We start from the raw sequence: 24269 nt of genomic DNA, 5'->3' as shown, positions 1-24269 counted from the left end.
AGGAACATTTAGATGTCGAAATACGATCTCGCCATACTTGGCGGAGGACCGGGCGGCTATGTGGCTGCAATTCGAGCAGGTCAGTTAGGATTAAAGACAGTAGTGATAGACAAAGACAATCTGGGCGGTATTTGTCTGAACTGGGGTTGCATACCAACAAAATCTCTCCTTAAAAACGCAGAAATCTATGATACTCTCTCAAATCACAGCGCTGATTTTGGGATCTCTTTTAAGGAATTGAGCATCGATTTTTCCAAAGTGATAAAGAGAAGCCGGGATATCTCTGAGAAAATTTCTAAAAATGTTGAATTATTGATAAAAAAGAACAAAGTTGACAGAGTAAGAGGTTTTGGCAAGCTGGCAGCTGCGTCTTCAATCGATGTATTCGATACTGACGGGAAGAAGTTCCAGACAATCGAAGCTGATAAAATAATTGTGGCAACCGGCGCGAGACCAAGAATTCTCCCTTCAATTCCGGTTGACCGAAAAGATATTATAACCAGTTCGGAAGCCATGACACTTCCTGAACTTCCTTCCAGCCTGATTGTGGTCGGAGCCGGAGCGATAGGAATCGAATTTGCTTATTTTTATTCCGTTCTCGGCACAAAAGTGACAATAATAGAGATGTTGGACAGAATCCTGCCCGTGGAGGACAGGGAAGTGTCTGATGCACTCGCTAAAAGTTTCAAAAAAAGAGGTATCGAGATTCATACCGGAGCAGTGGTTGAATCCGCAGTCCCCGGAAATGACGGCGTTAAAGTAACTATCAACAAAGATGGCAAAAAGATTGAACTGAAAGGTGATAAAGTCCTTTCCGCAATCGGAGTAACCGGAAACATAGAGGGAATCGGACTTGAGGAACTCGGTGTGGAAATATTTAAAAATCACATAATAGTTGACAAGTCTGACTATTCAACAAACATACCAGGTATTTATGCAATTGGTGATGTAATTGGACCACCCTGGTTGGCTCATGTGGCAAGTGCAGAGGGAATCCGTTGCGTTGAAGTGATCAAAGGCGCACATTCAGCTCCAGTAAACTACGACAACATACCGGGTTGTACCTATTGCCAGCCACAGGTTGCAAGTATCGGTCTTACGGAAGAAAAAGCAAAGGAACAGGGATATAAACTCAAAATCGGTAAATTCCCGTTCATGGCGTCAGGAAAGGCTTTTGCCATAGGTGAGAGGGACGGTTTTGTTAAACTGATCTTTGATGAACAGTATGGTGAATTGCTCGGTGCACATATCATCGGATCAGAGGCAACAGAAATGATTGCGGAACTCGGTATAGCCAGAGCACTCGAAGCCACTTATGAAACGATAATTAAAACTGTTCATGCTCATCCCACTCTTTCCGAGTCGGTGATGGAAGCTGCCGCAATGGCAAATGGTGAGGCAATCCATATCTAAGGAATTATTTTATGCAGATCCCGGATTAACAGGTTATCAGGAAGCCTGGGATCTGCAAAAATCTCTGCATTCACTTAGGTACGAGGGCAAAATCAAGGATACCTTCATCATGCTCGAGCATCCGCATACATATACCCTGGGTAAAACTGCCGATAAAAACAACCTCATTGGCTCCGATGAGTTTCTTCAAGAAAGAGACATCAAAGTTTTTGAGATTGACAGAGGTGGTGACATAACCTACCACGGTCCCGGGCAAATTGTTGGATATCCCATAATCAATTTGCAGGACTGGAAGCCGGATACACATCTGTATCTCAGAACCCTTGAGCAGGTTATCATTGATGTGCTCGAAGAATACGGGATAGAATCCGGAAGGAAACCTGAATATACGGGTGTATGGGTGGGAGAGAGCAAAATTGCTGCCATAGGAATTAAGATATCACGCTGGATAACCATGCATGGATTTGCATTCAACATCAACACCGACCTTGACCTTTTCAATGGCATAATTCCGTGTGGAATAAAGGAAAAGGAAGTGACATCATTGAAAAAATTATTGAATAAAGAAATAAAAATCAGCGAAGTTAAGGCGAAACTGCTTCTGCGGTTTATGGAGCATTTTAGTTTCACTGAGAAAAAAGAAATTAATATCTATCAATTGGTTCAATTAAAAACTTAAAAAGGACCGAAATGGCAAAAACTGCGGTATTGGAAGAAAAACCGGTTAAAAAAACTTCACAATCGAATAACGGTAGTGAGAAAATAAATATAGATAAAAACACTCTCATTGCTGCCTACAGATATATGTATCTCGCCAGACAGATCGATAACAAAGCCATGAATTTGCTCAGACAGGGAAAAACTTTTTTTCATATCGCAGGTGCAGGTCATGAGGCTATACAATCGGCTATCGGTTTGATACTCGATTCACGGATCGATTGGATTTTTCCCTATTACAGGGATTTGACCCTGACTCTAATGTCAGGAATGACTCCGAAAGATTTTTTCCTCGCCTGTTTTGGAAAAGCTGATGACCCCGCTTGTGGTGGAAGACAATTACCTTGTCATTTTGGAGTGAAAAAACCAAATCTTGTACCAACTCAATCGAGCCCGACCGGCACCCAATTTTTGCAGGCAGTCGGAACAGCTCTGGCATCCGAACGCCAGGGGATCAAAAATATCTCTTATGTAAGTTCCGGTGAAGGAACCACCAGTCAGGGTGAGTTTCATGAGGCTGTAAACTGGGCTTCGAGGGAGAAACTTCCGGTATTATTTGTAATTCAGAATAATAAATATGCCATTTCTGTGCATGTGTCACAGCAGAGTGGTGGTGAAGGAAACCTTATTTCCGAAATGATGAAGGGATATGCCAACCTGAAAAGATTCCATGTGGATGGAACAAACTTTTTCGAGTCATACAAAACTGTTCAGGAAGCAGTTGAGTATATCAGGTCAGGAAAAGGACCTGCCCTTATAGAGGCTGATCTGGTCCGTTTACATTCTCACTCATCATCCGATGACCATAAAAAGTACAGATCGGAAAATGAATTGAAAGAGGATCAGAAAAGGGATCCGATTTTTAGATTCGGTCACGATGTACTTGTTCAAAATATTTTTACGGAAGATGAACTTGAACTGATTCGTAAAGAAGTGGATGAGTCAATCAATTCTGCGGTTGATGAGGCATTTACTGCTGCAAATCCTGATCCTGCTACAGCAGTTGATCATGTTTTCGACGAAAGTGGCTTTAAGGAATCGCTTGAATATGAAAAATCGACACCGGATGGAAAATCAGTGGTTATGGTTGATGCCATAAATCATGCACTGCTCGAAGAGATGGAAATCAACGATAAGATCTATGTATTTGGCGAGGATATCGCCGATGGAAAAGGTGGAGTGTTTACTGCAACGAAGGGACTATCGACTAAATACGGGAGTCGAAGAGTTTTTAACAGTCCTTTGGCTGAAGCGAGCATTGCGGGAGTGGCAACAGGTATGGCACTTGCCGGCATGAAACCTGTAGTTGAGATTCAATTTGGTGATTACATCTGGCCCGCTTTCATGCAGTACAAAAACGAAACCGCAACATTCAGGTACCGCTCAAATAATGAGTGGGCTGCTCCTTTCGTCACGAGAGTAGCTGTTGGAGGTTATATTCATGGTGGATTGTATCACAGCCAGAACATCGAGGCATTCTTTGCACATGTTCCGGGTCTCTATATTGCATATCCTTCGAACGCAGCAGATGCAAAAGGACTGCTCAAAACCGCAATCAGGATAAACGATCCTGTGATTTTCTGTGAGCACAAAGGGCTCTACAGACAGTCATTCGCCATGGCACCTGAACCGGATGCAGAGTACCTGATTCCTTTCGGAAAGGCGAAAGTCGTAAGGGAAGGAAAAGACCTTACTGTAGTTTCATGGGGAGCCACTGTATGGGAAGCAGTAATGGCAGCGAAAAAACTGGAAGATGAAGGGTACAGTGTCGAGGTAATCGACATCAGAACCATCATTCCTTTGGATATCGAGACAATCTTCTCATCCATCAAAAAGACGGGCAAGGCGATAGTTATTCATGAGGATACTCTTACCGGTGGATTTGGTGCGGAAATTTCCGCAAGAATTGCATCCGATTGTTTTGAATATCTCGATGGTCCCGTAAAACGATATGCCGCAAAAGATGCACATATTCCCTACAGCCCGATTCTGGAGGATGTAATTTTGCCTTCGAGAACAGGCGTTTATCAAGCAATTAAAGATTTAGCACAATACTAAAATTGAGGTTTTGAATGAAGATTGACATTGTAATGCCTAAAATGGGTGAGAGTGTCACCGAGGGAACCATCATTAAATGGTACAAAAAACCGGGTGACAGTGTAAAGCGGGATGAAATTATTTTTGAGATTAGCACAGATAAAGTTGATACTGAAATACCGTCTCCCGAAGAAGGTATTCTGAGCGAAATACTGGTCCAGGAGCAGGAAACCGTTGATGCTGGTGTTGTAGTTGCGCGGTTATCCACTGCCGGAGAAAATGCGGAAGCAGCCCCGCCTGCAGCTATTGATGTCCCGGAAGTTGTAAAAGAGACTGTAACTCAGGCTCAAACTGCACCCGAACCGGTTGAAGTAAATGAACTTGCAGTTGCTTCCGACCTTGTAGATATTCCAATGCCCAAGATGGGTGAATCGGTTATGGAAGGTACCATAATAAAGTGGTACAAGAAGGTCGGGGAATCCGTCAAGCAGGATGAAACATTTTTTGAAATCAGTACCGATAAAGTGGATACCGAAGTAACCTCACCATCAGACGGTGTGGTTATGGAAATTCTTGTTCAGGAACAGGAAACCGTTGATGTTGGTACAGTAGTCGCAAGAATCTCCGGATCAGGAAGTATAGCGACCAAACCTGCGACTCCTTCAAAAACCGAAGTAAAAGTTGAGGAATCACCAATCGAACCGGTATCAATGCACGATATGATCGGGAAAGCCGCAGTGGCTGAAACCATTTCGAATGAGGACGAAGTGAGCAGCGATAAGTTCTTTTCTCCGCTTGTATTAAGCATTGCCAGGAAAGAGGGTGTATCGATTTCTGAACTTGAATCAATCAAGGGGAGTGGCATCGGCGGCAGAGTAACTAAGAATGATGTTCTCTCTTATTTGTCCAACCGTTCAAAAGCTCCAAAAGCAACCCCTGCTGCAACAATTCCGCAGCCGGTTCCTGCACAACAGGCTCCTGTTTATACTCCGGCTCCACAGCCTGCATATAATTTCAATGCGGGTGAGCAGGAAATTGTACCCATGGACAACATTCGCAGAAAAATTATGCAACACATGGTGATGAGCAGAGACACCTCTGTACATGTGACTGAGCTTGCTGAAGTGGATATGAGCAAAATTTACAGATACATCCAATCAAACAAGGATGAAACTGCCCAGAAGCATGGAATAAAACTTACCTACATGCCTTTTATTGCACATTCGGTTATAAGAGCTTTGAGAGAATACCCGCTTGTAAATTCGAGCATTGATGGTAATAACATTGTTCAGAAGAGATTCGTGAATCTGGGAATTGCCGTGGCAGTACAACCAAACGGTCTCATAGTTCCAAATATTAAAAATGCTCATGAAAAAAACATTATCGGTCTTGCCGGTTCAATAAATGACATTGCTTTGCGGGCACGGAACAAAAAACTGTCGCCGGATGATATCACAAACGGAACTTTCACAATAACAAATTACGGAGTTTTTGGAACACTGTTCGGAACACCGATAATAAACCAGCCTGAAGTTGCGATACTCGGAGTTGGAGCGGTTGTGAAGAGACCCGTCGTTATCGAAGTGGATGGTATGGATACAATCGCAATTAAACCGATGATGTATCTTACACTGGCACATGATCATCGTCTCGTCGACGGAATGCTCGGCGGTTTATTCCTGAAATCGGTTAAGGATTATCTTGAAAACTTTAACGAAAACATGATTTATTAAGAGAGAAGTATTGATTTGGAAAGAAAAACCATAAACAAGCATCAAAGAGATTTTGCTGAAAAAGTACAGGATGCCAAATCCACACTCGGCAGAAGACCCGAATGGTTGAAAGTTAAACTTCCAACAGGGAAGAACTATGTTGATGTAAAAAATCTGATGAGGAACAATAAACTCAACACTGTATGTGAAGAGGCTAAATGCCCCAACCTTGCGGAATGCTGGAATCACAGGACTGCAACTTTTATGATCCTCGGTGATACATGTACGAGAAGTTGTGGATTCTGCAACATCAAAGTAGGTATGCCCAATGAACTTGATCTGGATGAACCCAGAAGAGTGGCGGAAGCTGTAAACAATTTGCAACTCAGACATGTTGTTATCACCTCCGTAAACAGGGATGAACTGATTGATGGTGGCGCAGGTATTTTTACTGAAACAATTCGAATTATCAGAGAAACCACTCCCGACTGTACAATCGAAATACTGATTCCCGACTTCAAAGGTTATGAACCCGCTTTCGAAATTATAATGAAAAATCCTCCCGATATATTAAATCATAACCTCGAAACTGTCCCTTCACTCTACCATGCAGTACGACCACAGGCAAAATATCAAAGAAGCCTCGACCTTATCAAATGGTTTCACGAAAGAGGATTGAAGACTAAAAGCGGTATCATGGTTGGAATTGGAGAGACCAAAGAACAGGTGGTGGAACTGATGCGTGACCTCGTGAGTCACAACTGCGATATTTTGACTATTGGTCAATACCTGCAACCAACAACAAATCATCTTCCGGTAAATCGCTTTGTCACACCCGATGAATTCAACTTTTACAAAGAAGAAGGTCTTAAAATGGGCTTCAAAATCGTAGAATCGGCTCCACTTGTAAGAAGCTCATATCATGCTGACAAGCAGGCAAGAATGGTGACCCTCGTTAATTAATTGTTATTATAATTAACAGTTTTTTTAGAATCATTAATTGACTTTATTTGAAGTCTCACTTTTATTTTTTTTTGAAATTGTATGAAGATTAAACACCTGTTATCCCTCACGATAGTGCTCCAATTTGTGGCACTCGCACAACAAGAAATCCCGTCACTGAACGCATTTAGAAAAGACGATAATTCAAAATACACATCAATCGGAAATTTTGGCATTACCATAACAAATTTTGGAACTTACGGCCATGGTTTCGCTCTTTGGCCTCAACAACCATCCGGTGAGTATCCCAAGGGAAGCGGTATTGAACACATTTTTGATGGTGGTCTTTATGTCGGTGGTTTTATCAGCAATGATTCCCTGGGTTCGGGTAAAGTTGGTCCTTTTGTTACTACCGGTGCAGTGGATGCTGCTTCTGTTTCCGCTAGAGGTGGTGGATTTGAATTTACAAATGCAAAAGAATCAAGAGTGGTGGAAAGATCATCACTTTTAACTTCACGGTATTATAAACCTGAAGCCGTTTCACATCAGGATTTTGTAATGGACTTTTCTGATACAAATCTCGTGTGGGAAAATGGAGAACCAATTCAGGAACATACACCCCTGGGTATTGGTGTACATCTTGAAACCTACGCCTGGAACTTTCCCTTCGCTGATTTCTTCGTTATCTTCAATTATACAATCAAAAATGTGAGCAACAAATATCTGGACAGCGTCTATGTTGGAATGTGGACAGATGCTGTCGTGAGAAACACTAAAATTACATCGCCCGGTGGATCGGCTTTCTTCAACAAAGGTGGAAACGGGTTCATGGATTCCATAAATATAGCTTATGAATTCGATGCAACCGGTGACATTGGTTTTACGGACAGCTATTTGGGTATTCAATTTTTAGGTTCAGATACTCGCCACGACAGCGTAAATTATGTGAACTGGCAATTTAGAAATACTGCTGACCCGCTTTTCTTTGCTCCGCAAACCGATCAGGAACGCTATGTTAAGATGCAGGGCTTTTTTGGAGGTAATGCCCGTTACAATGCCGGCGTTACTCCTCAAACACTCAAGGTACCTTCGAACAGATCTATCCTCCTATCTGCCGGCAGTTTCAAGAAGCTTGCTCCGGGTGATTCCATAAATGTCGTTTTTGCAATGGTTGCTGCGAAGAAATTTGGTGATCAGTTAGCCTCACTTGACAGCGACGAACAGAGGAAAAATCTGGTGATCAATGCCGACTGGGCAATGAGAGCTTACAGCGGAGAAGATAAAAACAGAAATGGTGTTCTCGATCCGGGTGAAGATCTGGATGGCAATGGTAAAATTACCCGTTACATTCTTCCTGCTCCTCCCGTATCACCGAAGGTTGTCGCAATTCCGCAAAGCAACAAGGTAACACTCTACTGGGATAAAACTTCAGAACAGAGTATCGATCCAATCTCCGGAAACAAGGATTTTGAAGGATACAGAATTTATCGCTCGAATGCAGGTTTCGATTTTCAGAATAATGCCACTGAAGCTCAGGCTCTCGTTAAGATGGCAGAATTCGATTCGACAGGTAATGATCTCTTTTTTAATACGGGATTCAGTCGTGTAAGACTCGATCAGCCCGTCAAATTTGAAGGTGACAATACTGAGTACTGGTACAAATTTGAAATTGACAACCTTCTGAACGGATGGCAATACCTGTTCAATGTCTCGTCATTTGATAAAGGTGATCCTGTGAACAGAATTGAAAGTCTTGAATCAAGTTACCTTTTCAATGTCCACAGAGTCATTCCGGGCACAACACCAACATCTAAAGAGGATGTTGAAATCGGTGTTTATCCAAATCCCTATTATGGAAATGCATACTGGGATGGTTCTTTCGAAAGATTGAGAAAAATATATTTTTATAATTTACCCGCGAGAGCAGAAATTGTCATCTACACTCTTGCAGGAGATATTATCAAGAAAATGGATCATGACGGGAACAGTAATGGTGATGATCTAAGATGGTTTCAGAATTTTTCGCCCGGTGGTACACAAACCATGTCGGGTGGTGAACATGCATGGGATCTAATCTCTGACGGGGATCAGGCAGTTGCTACCGGTTTGTATCTTTTCTCTGTAAAAGATCGTGATACCGGTAAAATCAAAACAGGCAAGTTTTTAGTTATAAAATAAAAGGAATACATATGAAAAGATATCTTTTTCTTTTCGTTTTCGTTCTCGCCGGATATGGCTTCAGCCAGCAGTATCCATTGAGGACAATTCAGGAAATTACAACAACTCCTGATTCTATATTATCACCAGGGTCTGAGTATTCTCCTTACATCGGGGATACCGTAAGACTTAGAGGTTTGATTACAGTAAAACCGGTTGTTGATCCTTCAACTGACCGTAGAAGAGTTATTGCTGCCGGTGGACGCTGGTATGCTTATGTGCAGGACCCTAACGGACTTCCTTTTGGTGGTATTTCAATTATACAGAATGATACTACGGGAGTGAACCAGAACTCAGGGTTCGACCTCGTCGATACTGCTCAGGTTTGGGAGTTTACTGCGGTTCTTTCAATATTTTCAGGAAACACGGTTCAGGCAAATTTGCTCGTGAATCCTCCAACACCTGTTGAGTTTATCTCGCAGGCAACAAAAAGACCTGATCCGATCGAACTGCCAATGTCCACATTTATGGAAGGTGGCGTTCTTAAGGGAGAAGGTGAAAAATATGAAGGAATGTATGTCATTATCAGAAATGTACTGACAAGTGACAGAAACAATTCTTCTGGTGTTTTTCGTTTCAACGATGGTAACGGTAATTACATGGAAATGTATGACCAGTCCGGTTATTTTACAAAAAGAGCTCACCGTCTGACAGGTTTGACTGATTACGATGCTCCAGCAGATGGAACATTTCTTGAATATATCAGAGGTGTTGTTCATACCAGAGCTACCGGCTATTATATAGTTCCTCTTTACCCCGGTGACATAAAAGTTGGGGCAACTCCTCCAAGCATTTCGAATATTGCAAGAAACAACGCTTTTGTCGCAAGAAATGTACCTGTGGAAGTTTCAGCCAGAATAGTGGATCTTGATGGAAGAATCACTTCCGGAAAACTCTTTTACAGAGTTAACATGGGTTCGTACAACGAACTCGCACTTGTCAGAGGAACTGCTGATACAAACACATTTTCAGTAACAATTCCGGGTGTCGATGCAGACTCCGCGGTTGTTGACTATTTCTTCTGGGCACAGGATAATGAAAACAGAATCACTCTGAATCCTGCAGACACTTCGAGAAACAGATGGTTTTATCCTGTTCTAAACAGACCCCTGACAATTCAGGATGTTCAGTACAGTCCTTACGGCTCTGGTTTCAGTGCTGTTAACAATTACAGAGTCACTGTTAGTGGTGTTGTTACCGCTGACACTTCTGATATTCCTGGATTCGGAAGCACAGCTCTTAGAGTTTATATCCAGAACGGTGCCTCACCATGGTCAGGTATCTGGGTTAAAGGTTTTGATGCCCTCAATTTGAAGAGGGGAGACCTCGTTACAGTAAGTGGCAAGGTGGTTGAAGACTTTAATGTTACCTGTCTCGACTCAGTTACTGCCATTGTTGTTAATTCAACAAACAATCCCGTTCCTGAACCGATTGCTGTAACAACAGGTACAATCGGAGCAAAAGCCGGTGGAGTTGTTGATGCTGAAAAATATGAGAGTGTTCTTATCAAATATACCAACCCTGTAATTACCCGTCCAAACGCAGACAACAGCGGTAATTTTGGTGAAATGCTCGTTGATGACAATTCAGGCGGTACCAGAGTGGAACTCCAGGATGGGAACCATCAGTATCACAACAACTGGGAACCAAATCTCTCGGGTATCCAGGTAGATTCTCTCGCAAGATTCAGTTCTTTAACAGGTGTGCTTTATTTCTCATTCTCGAATTATAAACTTACACCGAGAAAAGATGCTGATTTCGTTGGATATACAACCGACATTAAAGATAATCTGACTCCTGCTGAATTTTCACTCAGCCAGAACTATCCTAATCCATTCAATCCTTCAACGGCTATCGAATTCAGTTTGCCAAAAGGTGAGAATGTGAAACTGGAAATTTTTGATGTTCTTGGAAGAAGTGTTCAGACAATAATAAATGAATACAAAGAAGCCGGAAACTATAAAGTATATTTCAATGCTTCCGCTCTTCCTTCAGGAATGTATATTTACAGAATTGACGCAGGTGTAAAATCTTCCGTCAAAAAAATGATCTTAATGAAATAAATTTCTCAATCATTGGGAGGTCCTGTTCAAGGACCTCCCCTGGATTTTTTGTATGAAGCTCAATAAAAAAATACTGATTACCGTATTTTCTGTTTTTACACTCTTTGCTTTGTCGTCATGTACCGACACTGCGACTGGTGTTTTGATAGGAAACAAGCCTCCTGACACTCATATCTTTCTGTATCCGGATTCAACAGTGTCACAACAACCCAGCAAGTTGACTGTAAACTGGTGGGGCGATGATCCTGATGGACTGGTCGTGGGTTACTATATAAGCTGGGATGAAAGAAACTGGTCATTCACTACGCGTAACGACAGTACTTTCGCTCTTCAGATTGGTGCAGCGGACACTTCCTATTTTTTCCAGGTAAGTTCGGTTGATAATTCCGGCAACGGGGTTTACGATAACAGTGTTGTTCAAAATGGAATCAATTACGGTCCAGAACCTTTTATTGATGCTAACTCAAACGGGAAATACGATGCCGGAGAAAAATATTTCGACATCGGGATTATCGATCCAACTCCCGCACGGCTTAAATTTCCGATAAAAAATACACCTCCCCAGATTTCATGGGATACACTTACAGTGATGCCGGCAATATCATTGCCAGTCATGACATTCAAGTGGAAAGCATCTGATCTCGATGGGGATGAATCAATTCAGAAAATCAATATTGTTTTAAACGATACAACAAATCAGGCTAACTTCGTTGAACTCCGGGGTAATACAAGATTAGTAACTTTGCGTGTAAAAGACTTTGTTTCAGCCAATCCCGAGACAGAAATCCTGATTGACGGCGCTGAATTCAATATTTTCCCCCAAAAGCTTAAAGGGATTGTATTGAATGGCTTCAACAAGGTTTTCGTTCAGGCAGTGGATATTTCGGGTGCTAAAACACCATTCATCGAAATGCCCGGTCCAAATAAAACCTGGTTTGTAAGAAAACCGGTCGGAAAGATGTTGCTGATTGACGATTATGTGACAAACGATGACGCAACGGCATTTTATACCGGTCAGTTGAACACTGTAAGGGGTGGAGCACTCGCCGGTAAATTCGATACTTTGAATATCGCAGGTAAACAAATTCCGTTTTTTAGCTATAACTTTTTCCTGACAATCAAGCTTTTTGATTGTGTTGTATGGTACGCCGATAACAATCCTTCCATTCAGGCTGCACAAAATGTAGTTGACAAGTATCTTGCAAATGGAGGGAAAATGTTTATCTCAATGCAGTTCCCCAGAAATCCGGCTCCTGATATCCTTGCACTGAGTGAGTTTTTACCGGTTGACTCAATTTCAAATCTTGTCACTGTCCTTACAAGTGGTTTGGAATTTGTTGTGGATCTCTCGAATCCGGCAAATGCGGGATACCCCGTACTGAAAACTTCTTCTTCCATACTTGGTAATTTTGGACTCTTTGTCAATCCAACCCTGGCAAGGCAAATTTACAGGTCCTCAGGAAATCAATTGCCCGGAAGTGCAGGATTTATTAATGGTAACAAAAGCCTCTTTTTTATGGGACTACCTCTTAACAAGTTAAATGGCAATTCCAATGCCGGTCAGCTCTTTGAAAAAGTTCTTTTCGATGAATTTGGACTAAATTTATGAACAGTGGAACAAGCATGATAAAACTGATACCCGTTTTTCTTCTGTTATTTACACTTTCGACATTTGCACAAAATGGCAGCATAGGTGGAAAAATAATTGATAAACGAACTGAAACTCCACTACCTGGTGTGAATGTGATACTGAAGGGTACATACTTTGGTGCCGCATCTGATGTGAATGGCGGTTTCCTGATAAAGAATGTTCCTCCAGGTTCATATAATGTTGAAGTTTCCTTTATCGGATATAAAACCACACAGATAACCGGAATAAAAGTAACAGCAAACAACAAGACAACTGTGGATGTGAAGCTCGAAGAAACTTCGTTGACGCTTACACAGGATGTTGTTATTATCGGTGACAAGCCTTTGATGGATGTCGAAGAGACACAGAGCAAAAAAACCATTTCCAGTGAAGACATAGAGCTTGCTGTAGTGGAAAATGTAACTGACATCATTGCCCAGCAGGCTGGTGTGGTTTCGAATGACAACTCTCTGCATATCAGAGGCGGACGCTCATATGAAAATGCCTTTTTGCTCGATGGTGTGTCGGTGCAGGATCCACTGGCAGGAACAGGCTTTGGACTCCAGATCAGCGCCAATTCGCTTGAAGAAGTTGAAGTTATTACAGGTGGATTTAATGCCGAGTTTGGTCAGGCAACATCAGGTATCGTCAATGTGAAGACCAAAGAGGGAAGTGTCAAAAGATTTAATGGCTACATTTCCTACAAAACTGACAATCTTGCTGACAAATCAAATCCGCATGTCTTTAATATAGATATTTTTGAAATAAGCCTCTCGGGACCTGAACCGATTACTAAATATTTACTCCCTGCACTTGGAATTGAATTTCCGGGTGAAATTTCATTTTTTACCAATCTTTATGTTGGTCTTTCTGATGGTATTACACAGGGATACTACAAACCTAAAACCGCACCGTTAAACTCAAGCACATTTTTCGGAACAAGGTTTGCTCCGAAAATGGAAAACAGTTGGTATGGTTTGGGTAAGGTGACATATAAGGTTACTCCAACTTTCAAAATATCATACTCATATAACCAGTCAGTCTCGATCAATCAAAATTCTCAGTCACTCCAGTCGAACCTTGAGTATGTTGAGCCCAGCCCCGGCTATCAGTATGAATTCCAGAATATTTTGGAAAATGCAAATGTTTTCACACATAAAAACATTTATAACACCATTAGTTTGACTCATACTCTGAATACCAAAACATTCTATGAGATCAAGTTTAGCAAGTTTCTTACAAATTTGAGAACTGACGCCAATGGACGGGACTGGACTCAGTATCGTCAGCCCAAAGACATACCAAACTTTCCTGTGGAATATTATAACCTTGGAAGAGACACAATTGGTGTTATACCCGGCGATGGATTCTGGGATGTAGGTAATCCATATACATGGCATGATCACTATCTCGATGAATTCTCAATCACAGGTGACCTGACAAGCTTTTTCGATGAGAAGAACAAATTCAAAGCCGGTTTCAAACTCCAGTTTCAGGAGATGCAGGTTGTGGATATCTATCAACCATGGGTCGGAACTCTCGGTTTGAACAACGATATTTATAAAGTACACCCGATGATCGGTGCTATTTACGCACAGGACAACATCAATTTTGGTGGTATGATCCTCAATTTTGGTCTGAGACTCGATTTCTGGTTCCCCGGTAAGTATGTCGACGATGCGGTTGCAAATCCCGATGTTGTGACCATACCTGATCAGGTCAGACAAAATTACCGTGACGACAGCTTCAAGTTTTTTGGTGACAGATACTTCAAAGCAAGGTTAAGCCCTCGCCTGGGTATATCGCACCCGATCACAAATTCACAGACCTTGTTTTTCTCATATGGACATTTCAGTAAGTGGCCTAAACCTCAGTTTGTTTATGCAAAACTCGATCCATATAATTCACAGTCCTCGTTCCAGAAATTTGGCAACCCAAATCTTAAACCTGAAACCACTGTGGCATACGAACTTGGCGTAAAGACACAATTTACTGATGACGATGTGCTTACCGTTACTGCATACTACAAAGATATCTTTGACTATATAAATACAAGGACGGCAAGAATATCAAGTCCAAGATTTGCATCTCAAAGATTTACTACCTATGTGAATGCTGATTACGCCCGTTCGAGAGGACTGGAGTTTGAATATCAGAAGAGAATAGGGAAGTGGTTCAGAGGAAGTGCTGTCTTCTCATATTCTGAAGTGACGGGTAAGAGTTCGTCAGCCGATGAAGGCATTCTGATCGCACAGGGAACTCTTGAGGAATCGATAAAAGAACAATATGCTCCATGGGACAGACCCATCACTGCGACATTAAGTGCCAACTTTTTTGTTGCACCCGGCGAACCTCTCTTCGATTTCGGAGAAGGTATTCTTGATGACTATAACTTCAATGTAAGGTTTTTTTACCAGTCCGGAAAAAGATATACACCGGCGGTTTTCACCGGAAGTTACGAAGCTGACGGAAGACCGCAATACGAGACTGTTCGTGGTGAAAGATATACCATGATCGCCGATAACTGGTTTTATATCGATATGAATTTTGAGAAATATTTGAAGATCGGTTCTTTCAGGTTCAGTGTATTTCTCGAAGTAAACAACATCTTGGATACTAAAAACTCTGCTATTATAAACCCTGCAACCGGAAAAGCATATGAATATGGTGATCCAACCCCAGGTACATGGAATGATCCTCTTTATCCTGATCTTCAGGCACCGTTGAATCCTTATCCGTTCAACCCTGCAAGATATTTAACAAGACGCAACATTAAACTCGGTGTAAGCTTTAAGTTTTAAAATGAAAAAAACACTATTACTCATAACAATTCTCTTAATTGGCGAGTCATTCGGACAGCTCTTCCCCGTTTTAGGTGGTCAAAGAGCAGGTATCTCGACAGCTCAATTTTTAAAGATCGGTGTCGGTGGACGGGCTTCAGCTATGGGAGATGCATTTGTCGCAGTTGCGAATGATGCATCAGCACTCTACTGGAATCCTGCTGCGCTGGTTCAATTCAATGATAACCAGGTGATGTTTTCACACAACAGTTGGCTTGTAGGTGTCAAGCATAACTTCGCCGGCGCAGTCTATCACATAACTGGAGAAGACGCCATCGGAGTCTCGCTTACCTCACTCTCCGCCGGAGATATGAAAGTTACCACTGAGTTTGCCCCGATGGGAACAGGTGCCTATTTTACATTTTCCGATTTGGCAATTTCACTGAGCTATGCACGAAAAATGACCGATAAATTTAGTTTTGGTGCAACAGTGAAGTATATGGAAGAGACATTGGACAAATTGAAAATGCGCGGTGTGTTGGTTGATCTTGGAACTTATTACTGGACCGGGCTTGGCTCTTCCAGATTTGCTGTTTCATTTTCCAATTTTGGAAGTCAGCTTTCTCCGAGCGGGGAAGTGACCCTTTCGGGTAACATAACCAAATCAACCTGGCAGGAGTTTTCTCCTCCAACCATGTTCAGACTTGGTTTTGCATTTGAGCCTTACGAGACTGAACAACACAGAGTGACAACAAGTATTCAATTGAATCATCCTAATGATAACAGCGAAAATTTATCGCTGGGTGCCGAATATTCCTTTAAGGAGCCCTCGACCGGATTTTCACTGCTCTTAAGAGGCGGCTACAAGATAAATGTTGAAGAACAGAATTACAGTTTTGGTGCCGGATTGAATCTCCCTATCTCGATGGCAAAATTTACCTTTGACTATGCTTATGTAAATTTTGACAGACTTGGTGCAGTACACAGACTTTCAATCATATTGGGGTTGTAAGATGAAGAAAATACTTTTTGTAAATCTGCTGCTGGTATTTCTTTTCACCGGATGCGGTGAAAAACTTGACCTCGGAATATTTGATTCGGGAAAAACAGGCGGAAATGTTTCCGGTGATACTGTCTATATTAAAATTACTCCGGACTGGACCGGGTTCAATGCACCTACCGACATCATCATCGGAAAAGATTATTTTATTTATGTGACCGACACCGAAAACAATCGTGTGGTTATGCTCAATTTGAATGGTGATGTGCTCAGTACGCTGACACTTCCAAAACCATTGAAGATAGAACAGGACTATCAGCTTAATCTGATTGTTATTGCAAAATTGGATACTGTTTTGGACGGTGTTAACCGTTCAATAGATGCGGTTTACAAGATTAACATGGTGGCAGGAGGTCATAATCTCGGATCTGCACCCGTAACAAGATTGCTACCCCGTCCGGGCAGTGGCATCTCTTCGTCCGATCTCAGAGTTTCATATACAGGTATTTCCGTCTTCTATAACAACTGGTTCTATATATCGAGAAGAGGACCCAACAATACAAGTGTTGTTGATCCTGATAACTCAATTTTGTCATTCCAAAAATCAGTTTCAGGTAAAGATACACTGATTGGAAGACTACCGGCAATTGATCCTAACGGAACTGGTATTCTCTCTGCGAACGGAATATCATCTCTTATAGCTTTTGATAAAAGAAACATCGATTTTATTTTAACCCTGACCGGTGAGAACAGTTTCCGTGTACAGTGGCTGACCTATGTTGTGAGCTCTTTGGGGGAACAGTATGAGTTGAAACTTTCTCCACAGGGCGGTTCGGATCTGATGCAGATCAATAAATTTACGGCTCCGTCCGATGTTGCAATAGACAGATCAGGGAACATGTATGTGGCGGATACCGGAAAGGACTCAATCTACAGATTCAACTCCTTTGGTGGTATTTTACAAAAGGTGGGAGGTCCACAAAATTTTGCATCACCGGCGGGTGTGGCACATTATGATCGTATTCTGTATGTTGTTGATAAACCGGGTAATAGAATTGTCAGATTCAGGTTATCCACAGACAATTAGGTTGGATTTTATTTTTAACTTTTGTTGAACGGCTAATGCCGGATTGAAAAAGATTAAAAAAAATAGTAAATTTGTAATTCGGATTTTAAAAAATAAGGAAAAAAATGGCGCTTCAAGGCAAAATTATACAGGTAATTGGTCCTGTAGTAGATATCCAGTTTGAGAACAACCATCTTCCTGGAATCTTAAACGCAGTAAAAATACCCCGTGAAAACGGCGAAGAGTTGATTGTAGAAGTTCAGCAGCACCTTGGAGAAGATAAAGTAAGAGCTGTGGCAATGGACACGACTGACGGACTTGTTCGTGGTATGATCTGTTATGACACCGGCAAACCGATCATGGTGCCTGTCGGACCAAACACTCTTGGAAGATTGATTAATGTAATCGGTCAGCCAATTGATGGTAAAGGTCCACTTGAAACTGATACATATTATCCAATCCACAGACCTGCTCCTGAATTCAAGACTCTCTCCACCAGTACTGAAATGCTCGAGACCGGAATCAAGGTTATCGATTTGCTTGAACCCTATTCGAAAGGCGGTAAAACCGGTTTGTTCGGTGGTGCCGGGGTTGGAAAAACCGTTGTAATCCTTGAACTTATTAACAATATTGCCACGCACCACGGCGGTTACTCGGTATTTGCCGGTGTGGGTGAAAGAACAAGAGAAGGTAACGATCTTTATCTCGAAATGAGTGAATCAGGCGTTATCAACAAAACCGGACTTGTATTCGGTCAGATGAACGAACCACCCGGAGCCCGTCTTCGTGTTGGTCTTACAGGTCTTGCTCTTGCAGAGTATTTCCGTGATGAAGAAGGAAAAGATGTGCTCCTGTTCATCGATAACATTTTCCGGTTTACACAGGCTGGATCGGAAGTGTCAGCACTTCTCGGCAGAATGCCTTCGGCGGTTGGATATCAGCCTTCGCTTGCAACCGAGATGGGTGCTCTTCAGGAAAGAATTACTTCTACAGATAAAGGATCAATTACATCAGTTCAGGCAATCTATGTGCCTGCAGATGACTTGACTGATCCTGCTCCTGCAGCAGCATTTTCTCACCTTGATGCGACCACTGTATTAAGTCGTCAGATTTCCGAATTGGGTATTTATCCTGCAGTTGATCCTCTTGACTCAACTTCCAGAATTCTCACTCCTGAAATCATCGGCGATGAACATTATGCTACGGCAAAGAGAGTGAAGGAAGTTTTACAGCAGTACAAAGATCTTCAGGATATCATCAATATTCTTGGTATGGATGAGTTATCTGACGAGGACAAGATTGTTGTAAGAAGAGCCCGCCGTATTCAGAGATTCCTTAGCCAGCCTTTCCATGTGGCTGAACAGTTTACCGGAATCAAAGGTAAATATGTTGAATTGAAGGATACCATCGCCGGATTTAAGGCAATTCTTGAAGGTGAATGTGATGATCTTCCCGAGCAGGCATTTATGTATGTTGGTAAGATCGAAGAAGCATTTGAAAAAGCTAAAGAGTTGAGCCAGTAATGAAAGAGTTCTATCTGGAGGTCTTGACTCCGTCGAAGAAGGCTTACGAAGGGGATGTCCTTTCGGTAACGCTTCCCGGTTCGGCAGGTGAATTTCAGATTCTTTTCAATCATGCCCCAATTATAAGTACTTTGGAAGTTGGACGGATGAAAATCAGGACTGCAGCCGGTGAAGAAACAGTGTACGCTGTCTCCAACGGAGTTGCAGAAGTCTTAAAAAATAAAGTGCTTATTCTGGTGAGATCAGTAGAGAATGTAGCTGATATCGATATTGAGAGAGCTGAAAAAGCTGCGGAAAGAGCGAGAAAACGATTAGGTGATAAAGCCGATCCTGATATCGACTTTACCCGTGCAGAAGCTGCTTTGGAGCGGGCTCTCAACAGGCTTAAACTGAAGGCAACACTATAAAATTAAAAATCCCGGCACAAACCGGGATTTTTTTTTAATTCAGGTATCCGTCATTTTGCATGATTTGTCGCATGCTCTCTTTTTCATCCAGCTCAATCGCAAGCTTCTTGAGGTGTTCAATGAGAAAGTAGATTCTTTCACCCTCATTTTGCAGTGTTATCAACGACTGTTGTTGTTCGAGAGTCAAACCGGCTTTTTCGGCAATTTTGAAAGATTTAAATTTGCATTCATTCAGATTCAGGAAAAAGTTATCTCCCGGATCATATTTGGCTTTTTCGAGCACAATATTGAAAGCAGCTATCATTTCCTCTTCCAACTCGCTGTAAGTGCCTGTAATCATATCCTCATACTTGTCTACTTCTGCTTCAAAATATCCGATGATATTTTCACGCATGGTTTTTAGTATAAACCGTTCCTCACCACGAATTACAATGTCGAAACTGCCGTCAGGGTAATTTTTTGTGATTGACTCAACTTTAACCTTGGTGCCAATTCTTCCAAGGGTCTTATTCTCATATACAATTATACCAAAGGGTTCACCCAACTTAATTGCATATTTAACCATGTTCTTGTACCTTTCTTCAAAAATATGAAGAGGATATTTTGAACCGGGATAGACCACGAGAGAGAGGGGAAAAATCGGTATCATTGTATTAAGGATTTAAGTGAGTCCCGGCTTTAACACCGGGACTTAAAATTTATTATTTTGCCTCTGAGAATCGTTTTGCAACTTCATCCCAGTTCACAACATTCCACCAGTTGCCAACATACTCGTTTCTTCTGTTTTGATATTTCAGATAATAAGCATGTTCCCAAACATCAAGGCCAAGGATGGGAGTGCCTTTTACATCTGCTACATCCATCAACGGGTTGTCCTGATTTGGAGTGGAAGAGATTACGAGTTTACCGCCGGCAACCACCAGCCATGCCCAACCTGAACCAAAACGGGTCATTGCGGCATTGTTAAATTTCTCTTTCATTTCGTCGACCGAATTGAATGTGGAATTTATTGCTTCGAGAAGAGCACCTGAAGGGGTTCCACCACCTTGTTTCATAATATTCCAAAATAAGGTGTGGTTGAAGTGACCACCACCATTATTTCTAACAGCAACCGGATATTTGGATATGGAGGTCATCAAGGTTTCAAGGCTTTTTCCTTCCATTTCGGTACCTTCAACGGCTTTATTTAAATTGGTAACATAAGCCTGATGATGTTTTGTATGATGTATCTCCATGGTCATTTTGTCGATGACGGGTTCAAGTGCATCATAAGAATATGGAAGTTTTGGTAATTCAAATTTTGACATTGTGTTTTTACTCCTCGTATCTGAGTTTAAATGATTAATCTTTTCAATAGTGTTGGAAATTGGTTTTACGGTTGCAACTGCAGAAAGTACTCCGAGTGCAGAGAGAAAATTTCTTCTTTTCATTTATACACCAAACGACTGGCCACAGCCACAGGTTTTGGAGGCATTTGGATTGTCAAAAGTAAAGCCTTTGCCATTAAGTCCGTCAGAAAAGTCAAGTTCAGTCCCCATCAAATAAAACAAACTTTTTGGGTCAACGAACAACCTCACACCTTTCTGCTCAATTACGGTGTCCACTTCTTTTGGCCCGTTATCGAAATTCATCGTGTAAGACAATCCGGAACAACCGCCGCCTTTCACTCCAACTCTTAAGCCACTTCCTTCAGAAATTGAATTTTCCTGCATAATCTTAAGAATTTGCGCAGCAGCTTTGTCAGAAATAGTTATTTCACTTGATGTAAGGGTATCATTCATGTTTCGACCTCTTGTTTATTTGGATTCTCCGGCTGTCTCAGCGGGTACCGGGATTACTGTTGAAAATTCAGGATAATTTAACATCCAGGTCAGGGGACTCATATAAACGAGTATTCCATTTCCTTCAAGGTGTTTAATAAATTCCTTTGTAGTCTGAATTAAAAGTTTGTTTGACAGTTCAATGTTTCTCGAATTCAAATAATATTTTATTGAATACTCGAGATCCCTGTAAAATACATTTGATTTGTGAAAAACGGGAAATCTGAATTTGAAAAAGTTAAGAAATTTTTCCTGTTCACTTGTCAGAAGGTTAAAAGCATTATTCATTTTATTCTCTTTGATTTTGCATAATTACTTATTGCTGTGGCTGCCTCTTGAATCTCGTCAACTGTGTTCATAAAACTGAAACCGAATCTCGCTGTAGAGGCTATTTCCTCATTATTTAATCCAATGGCTCTAAGAACATGGCTCTTTGATCCGTTGTCGGAAGAGCAGGCAGCTCCTGTTGAAAAGATGATATGACTCAAATCATTAAGCATATCACCGGCATTAATTCCCGGAAATTGCAGACTCAAATTATTAAAAAGTCTGTCTGAACTGCCATTAACCACGAAATTGACATCCAGAGTTTCCAGTTGCCTGGTAAAAATGTTTCGAAGTTCAGTTAATTCCTCTTTTTCCCGCTCTTTTTTGCTGTCCATCAGGGACAATGCTTTACTTAATCCAACAATCAAAGGGGTGTTTAAAGTTCCTGGTGAAAGCCCGTTTTCCTGCCCGCCTCCGAAAAGGAGGGGATTGATTTTGATCTTCTTGGAACTTCGATTTATTGCAAGGTAGCCAATGCCCTTCGGTCCGTGAATCTTGTGTCCTCCGCCTGAAATCAGGTCAAGACATAACTCTTTCATGTTTAATTCATACCTGCCGGCGTACTGTGTGACATCTGAATGGAAAACTACATTATTGTTTTTACAGATAGTGCCAATAAGGGCCAAGTCCTGTAATGTACCTGTCTCATTATTCGCTGCCATTATCGAGACGAGAAATGTATCCTTCCTGATTGCTCGCTGCAATTGATCCGGATCGATTTTACCGGTGTGGTCAACATCGAGAATTGTGATATCGAAATCAAGCGACTCAAGGTGACCGAAGGTACCCAAAACGGCAGGATGTTCAGTAGCCTGGGTTATCAGATGCTTTTTAGTAGGATAATTACCGTATGCCTGTCCGGCAATCGCAAGATTTATGGAAGCTGTAGCAGAAGATGTAAAACAGAGGTCGCCGTCGGGGATATTGAAGAGTGACTTAATATTATGTCTTGCCGCTTCAATTGCTGCAGACGCTTTTATTCCGTATTGGTGCGGCGAAGAAGGGTTACCGTACACTTCTGAGAAGTAAGGTAACATTTCTTCCAGAACTGTCGGATCGACGGATGTAGTTGCGTTGTTATCGAGGTAGATAAACTTTTGTATTTTCATCTACCTCGAAAATATCTAAAATCCGGCTATTTTCAAAGTCGCTCGCGCCAAATCAACGACAGGGGAGAAATAAATACCCAGAATGAGTATTGGTAATCCAAGCACGAGAAGCACTGCCTTGTTTCCCGTCGAAAGAACAGGAAGTATGTCAGCATTCGGTGATTTCTCAAAGTACATTGTTTTGAGGACTCTAAAATAGTAGAAAACCGCGATTACTGTGTTAAATATGGCAGCGAAGGCAACAAGATAAAGCTTAGCCTCCATTAATGCTGTGAATACATAAAACTTAGCCCAGAAACCTGCAGTGGGTGGAAGACCGGCAAGGGAGACCATAAAAATTACCAGCATCACTGAGAGAAACGGCAATTTGTAACCCAATCCCTTGTAATCTCTTATGTCTTCTGAATTGATCCTGCTTTTTATCAGCAATACGATCAAAAAAGCGCCAAAATTCATAAGAGAATAAATTGTGAGGTACGAACCGATTGCAATCATTCCTGTTTCGTTGTGGGCAGCCAAAGCTGCTACAATAAACCCGATATGTCCGATACTGGAATATGCAAGGAGTCTTTTAATGTTATTCTGAAAAACGGCTGTCAGATTACCGACAGTCATTGTAATGATTGAGAGGAAGACAAGTATCGAATTAATACTCAATCCCATTCCTGCCAACTCGGTGTTTTCCAATTCTGGAGCGAACGACGCTACCACATATCTCACAAAAACTGCCACACCCGCTATTTTGGACGAAACAGAGAGGAATGCAGTTACCGAAACGGGTGAACCCTCGAAAACATCAGGAGCCCAGAAATGGAAAGGAACCATGGAAATCTTATATCCAAAACCGCCGATTATGAATATACTCGACAAAATGGTCAGAACTCCATTAGGCATTGCATTTCCGATGCCCTTCAGTGCATCGAAGGAGGTTGAACCAACACCAAGATAAAGTAATGAGATACCGAATAGCATTACACCAGAGGCAACAGATCCAAAAAGGAGATACTTAAGCGAAGCTTCACTGCTTCTGTTATCCCTTTTCAGGAAGCCGGCAGCAACATAAGAGGGAAGTGACAATACTTCCAAAGCTACATAGACTGCGATCAAATCACTTGCCGAGGCAAGGAGAAGCATGCCCAGTACCATTGAATAGAAAAGGATATAAAATTCGCCTCTGCGGCTCTTATATTCGTTTATCTCGTTGTCATGCCTGAAAAAGTAGAGAATTACAAATGAGGAGGCAAGTATCAAAAATTTGAAGATAAATGCGAATCCGTCATTCACAAAAATCGCATTCGGGTCCAAAATCTTTTCGGTACCAAAAAGGCTGCCGGAGAAGAAAATGGTAACGAGGAGTGCCAGGAGCAGTCCTGTCATCGCAACCAAAGGGATTTTTGCAGAAACTTTTTCATTGCTAATGTCCATAAAAACTATCGCCATCAGGGAAAAGATGATGATATATTCAGGGATCAGAGTAGCTAAAAAATCTAATTGATTAGTCATGTC

At 41.7% G+C, this 24269-nt stretch carries 19 protein-coding genes; 13 read left to right on the top strand and 6 right to left on the bottom strand.

Translation table 11 applies throughout. The features are described 5' to 3' along the window. Positions 1 to 12: 12 nt before the first annotated feature. The 13 genes from lpdA (at position 13) to atpC (ending at position 19507) form a co-directional block, all read left to right on the top strand. Complete coding sequence (gene lpdA / locus LCH52_08790; protein ID MCA0388579.1) at positions 13 to 1413, top strand: dihydrolipoyl dehydrogenase; 1401 nt, start codon at positions 13 to 15, stop codon at positions 1411 to 1413. Next, positions 1391 to 2092: a lipoyl(octanoyl) transferase LipB gene (lipB, locus tag LCH52_08785; GenBank protein MCA0388578.1), complete on the top strand. Its 702-nt coding sequence runs from the start codon at positions 1391 to 1393 to the stop codon at positions 2090 to 2092. Before lpdA ends, lipB begins: the two co-directional genes overlap by 23 nt. 11 nt (positions 2093 to 2103) lie before the next feature. Then, positions 2104 to 4188: a dehydrogenase E1 component subunit alpha/beta gene (locus tag LCH52_08780; GenBank protein MCA0388577.1), complete on the top strand. Its 2085-nt coding sequence runs from the start codon at positions 2104 to 2106 to the stop codon at positions 4186 to 4188. Between the two features lie 14 nt (positions 4189 to 4202). Further along, positions 4203 to 5900 (top strand): 2-oxoglutarate dehydrogenase, E2 component, dihydrolipoamide succinyltransferase, encoded by a 1698-nt coding sequence (gene sucB, locus LCH52_08775; GenBank protein ID MCA0388576.1) that lies wholly within the window; start codon positions 4203 to 4205, stop codon positions 5898 to 5900. A 15-nt stretch (positions 5901 to 5915) separates the two neighbouring features. Next, positions 5916 to 6842 carry a lipoyl synthase gene (gene lipA / locus LCH52_08770; protein ID MCA0388575.1) on the top strand — a complete coding sequence of 309 codons (927 nt, stop codon included), beginning with the start codon at positions 5916 to 5918 and terminating at the stop codon, positions 6840 to 6842. A gap of 81 nt (positions 6843 to 6923) precedes the next feature. Further along, complete coding sequence (locus LCH52_08765; GenBank protein ID MCA0388574.1) at positions 6924 to 8999, top strand: hypothetical protein; 2076 nt, start codon at positions 6924 to 6926, stop codon at positions 8997 to 8999. Between the two features lie 11 nt (positions 9000 to 9010). Beyond that, a complete protein-coding gene (locus LCH52_08760; GenBank protein ID MCA0388573.1) occupies positions 9011 to 11101 on the top strand; it encodes a T9SS type A sorting domain-containing protein in 2091 nt (696 codons plus the stop codon). Between the two features lie 52 nt (positions 11102 to 11153). Then, complete coding sequence (locus LCH52_08755; protein ID MCA0388572.1) at positions 11154 to 12710, top strand: hypothetical protein; 1557 nt, start codon at positions 11154 to 11156, stop codon at positions 12708 to 12710. 14 nt (positions 12711 to 12724) lie between these two features. After that, the gene (locus tag LCH52_08750) at positions 12725 to 15532 is read left to right on the top strand and encodes a TonB-dependent receptor (protein ID MCA0388571.1); all 2808 of its coding nucleotides are present in this window, start codon (positions 12725 to 12727) and stop codon (positions 15530 to 15532) included. 1 nt (position 15533) lies between these two features. Beyond that, positions 15534 to 16523: a PorV/PorQ family protein gene (locus LCH52_08745; protein ID MCA0388570.1), complete on the top strand. Its 990-nt coding sequence runs from the start codon at positions 15534 to 15536 to the stop codon at positions 16521 to 16523. A 1-nt stretch (position 16524) separates the two neighbouring features. After that, positions 16525 to 17598: a hypothetical protein gene (locus LCH52_08740; GenBank protein MCA0388569.1), complete on the top strand. Its 1074-nt coding sequence runs from the start codon at positions 16525 to 16527 to the stop codon at positions 17596 to 17598. A 104-nt stretch (positions 17599 to 17702) separates the two neighbouring features. Continuing rightward, positions 17703 to 19100 carry a F0F1 ATP synthase subunit beta gene (atpD, locus tag LCH52_08735; GenBank protein ID MCA0388568.1) on the top strand — a complete coding sequence of 466 codons (1398 nt, stop codon included), beginning with the start codon at positions 17703 to 17705 and terminating at the stop codon, positions 19098 to 19100. Further along, positions 19100 to 19507, top strand: coding sequence for an ATP synthase F1 subunit epsilon (atpC, locus tag LCH52_08730; GenBank protein MCA0388567.1), 408 nt, complete (start codon positions 19100 to 19102; stop codon positions 19505 to 19507). The genes atpD and atpC overlap by 1 nt, the downstream gene beginning before the upstream one ends. A gap of 34 nt (positions 19508 to 19541) precedes the next feature. On the opposite strand, the gene LCH52_08725 is transcribed toward atpC, so the two are convergent. The 6 genes from LCH52_08725 to LCH52_08700 all read right to left on the bottom strand — a co-directional run bounded on the left by LCH52_08725 (position 19542) and on the right by LCH52_08700 (position 24266). Continuing rightward, positions 19542 to 20156: an LON peptidase substrate-binding domain-containing protein gene (locus tag LCH52_08725; protein ID MCA0388566.1), complete on the bottom strand. Its 615-nt coding sequence runs from the start codon at positions 20154 to 20156 to the stop codon at positions 19542 to 19544. A 52-nt stretch (positions 20157 to 20208) separates the two neighbouring features. Beyond that, the gene (locus tag LCH52_08720) at positions 20209 to 20814 is read right to left on the bottom strand and encodes a superoxide dismutase (protein MCA0388565.1); all 606 of its coding nucleotides are present in this window, start codon (positions 20812 to 20814) and stop codon (positions 20209 to 20211) included. A 123-nt stretch (positions 20815 to 20937) separates the two neighbouring features. Continuing rightward, positions 20938 to 21288 (bottom strand): iron-sulfur cluster assembly accessory protein, encoded by a 351-nt coding sequence (locus tag LCH52_08715; GenBank protein MCA0388564.1) that lies wholly within the window; start codon positions 21286 to 21288, stop codon positions 20938 to 20940. A 15-nt stretch (positions 21289 to 21303) separates the two neighbouring features. After that, on the bottom strand, positions 21304 to 21615 hold the full coding sequence (locus LCH52_08710) for a hypothetical protein (protein ID MCA0388563.1): 312 nt from the start codon (positions 21613 to 21615) through the stop codon (positions 21304 to 21306). Then, positions 21612 to 22763: a cysteine desulfurase gene (locus LCH52_08705; protein ID MCA0388562.1), complete on the bottom strand. Its 1152-nt coding sequence runs from the start codon at positions 22761 to 22763 to the stop codon at positions 21612 to 21614. The genes LCH52_08710 and LCH52_08705 overlap by 4 nt, the downstream gene beginning before the upstream one ends. 15 nt (positions 22764 to 22778) lie before the next feature. Continuing rightward, complete coding sequence (locus tag LCH52_08700; GenBank protein MCA0388561.1) at positions 22779 to 24266, bottom strand: NADH-quinone oxidoreductase subunit N; 1488 nt, start codon at positions 24264 to 24266, stop codon at positions 22779 to 22781. Positions 24267 to 24269: the final 3 nt, after the last annotated feature.

Source organism: Bacteroidota bacterium (genome assembly GCA_020161395.1).
Lineage (GTDB): Bacteria > Bacteroidota > Ignavibacteria > Ignavibacteriales > Ignavibacteriaceae > UTCHB3.
Note: the sequence above shows the minus strand (reverse complement) of the source record. Positions and strands in the feature narration are given on the sequence as shown.